This is a genomic window from Bifidobacterium pongonis (assembly GCF_019331805.1).
GTDB lineage: Bacteria > Actinomycetota > Actinomycetes > Actinomycetales > Bifidobacteriaceae > Bifidobacterium > Bifidobacterium pongonis.
This window is the reverse complement of record NZ_JAHBBE010000077.1, coordinates 1-1,522: the sequence shown is the minus strand read 5'-3', so window position 1 is coordinate 1,522 and position 1,522 is coordinate 1. Positions and strand designations below refer to the sequence as shown.

Below are 1,522 nucleotides of genomic sequence, written 5' to 3'. Positions count from 1 at the left end.
CGCGGCGCGCACGCCGTGGCCTACATGGCCAGCAAGGAAGTCAACTTCGAATCGGCCGAGATGTTCACCATGTTCCGCACGCAGGCACGCGCCTACCATCTCACCTCATACACGGATTGGAACCAGTTCGGCGAACGCACCATGCAGCGCGGGTACGACTGTTCGATGCGCCTGTTCTCGAAAGACAACCGCCCGGACGCGCTGATCTGCGCGGACGATGCGGTGGCGTTCGGCGCGATGGTGGCGCTGCACACCCTGGGCCTGCGGGTTCCGGAGGATGTGCGGATCGTCGGCTTCGACGATTCCCCGCTCGCCGCCACCTCCATGCCGACGCTCACCTCCGTGCGCCCGCCGTTCGAGCAGATCGTCTCGGAATCCCTGCGCCTGCTGGCCGCGGGAACCGGCCAGCCTTCGCACGTCTCACTGCCGCCGCAGCTTGTGATCCGCGAATCCACCCGGTACGGCAGGCCCTGAACCGGCGTTCAGGGCAGCAGCGCACAGAACAACGATTCGAACACGAGCAGCGGATTGCCGTTGCCGTTGAGCCGTTTGCGGGCCAGCGCGACCTGATCGAGCCGTTCCACAGCGCCGGAACGCGGCATACGGGCGGCAAGTTCGGTGATGGCCGCGCGGTTCTCCAGGTTGATCAGTCCCACCGAATCCTCGGCGCCATTCTGCAGCACCGCGATGTCGCGGTATATGCTCGCCACGGAGGTCAGCGCCCGGTCGAGCACGTCGCGGCTGCGGCGCGTGGCCTTGCGTTTGATCTCATCCTTCTTGGCGATGGCGTTGTAGGCGCCGCGCAGCTTGGGCGGAATGCGGTCGGACTCCCCCAAGCCGTTGATACGCCGGAAATCGGCCTGCGCCCGGGCCGCCTCGCGCTCCACATCCTCCTCGGCCTGCGACTTGGCTTCGGCGTTCAACCGGTCGGCGAGCAGCACGGCGTCGGAGGCGCGATGCAGGTTCAGCACGCCGGAGACAAGCTCGTCGCGTTCGGTGCGTACACGTTCGTTGGTGGCGTACAGTTTCGCGATGCCGATATGCCCTTCGGCCAGACGCGCGGCCTGTTTGGCGATGTTCGGGTCGATGCCGTTGCTCTGCTCCAGCCACCGGGCCACCGCGGCGGGCTGCGGGACGGCGAGGTTCACGATGCGTGTGCGGGAGCGGATGGTGGGCAGCACGTCCTGGGCGCTGGGTGCGCACAGCAGCCAGATGCAATGTTCGGACGGTTCCTCGATCTCCTTGAGCAGCACGTTCGTGGTGCGCTCCAGCATACGGTCCACGTCCTCGATGATGATGATGCGCCACGGCGCGGTGCTCGGCATCTGCTCGGATACGGTGATGAGTTCGCGCACCTCGTCGATGCCGATGGTCACCTTGTCGGTGGCGAGGATGCTCACGTCGGGGTGCGTTCCTGCGAGCACCTGGGAGGTGACGCGGGTCGGCTCGTCGCCAAGGCCATGATCGGGGCTTTCCAGCGCGGCCGCGAACGCGCGTGCCAGATTGGAGCGGCCGGAACCCG

Annotated in this window: 2 protein-coding genes; one reads left to right on the top strand and one right to left on the bottom strand. The window is 66.8% G+C overall.

Translation table 11 applies throughout. The features are described from left to right. A partial coding sequence (locus KIH75_RS09980; RefSeq protein WP_219056549.1) for a LacI family DNA-binding transcriptional regulator occupies positions 1-474 on the top strand: 474 nt, incomplete at its 5' end. Positions 475-482: 8 nt separating this feature from the next. On the opposite strand, the gene KIH75_RS09975 is transcribed toward KIH75_RS09980, so the two are convergent. Continuing rightward, the coding region (locus tag KIH75_RS09975) for a DNA polymerase III subunit delta' (protein ID WP_219056548.1) at positions 483-1,522 on the bottom strand (1,040 nt) is incomplete at its 5' end.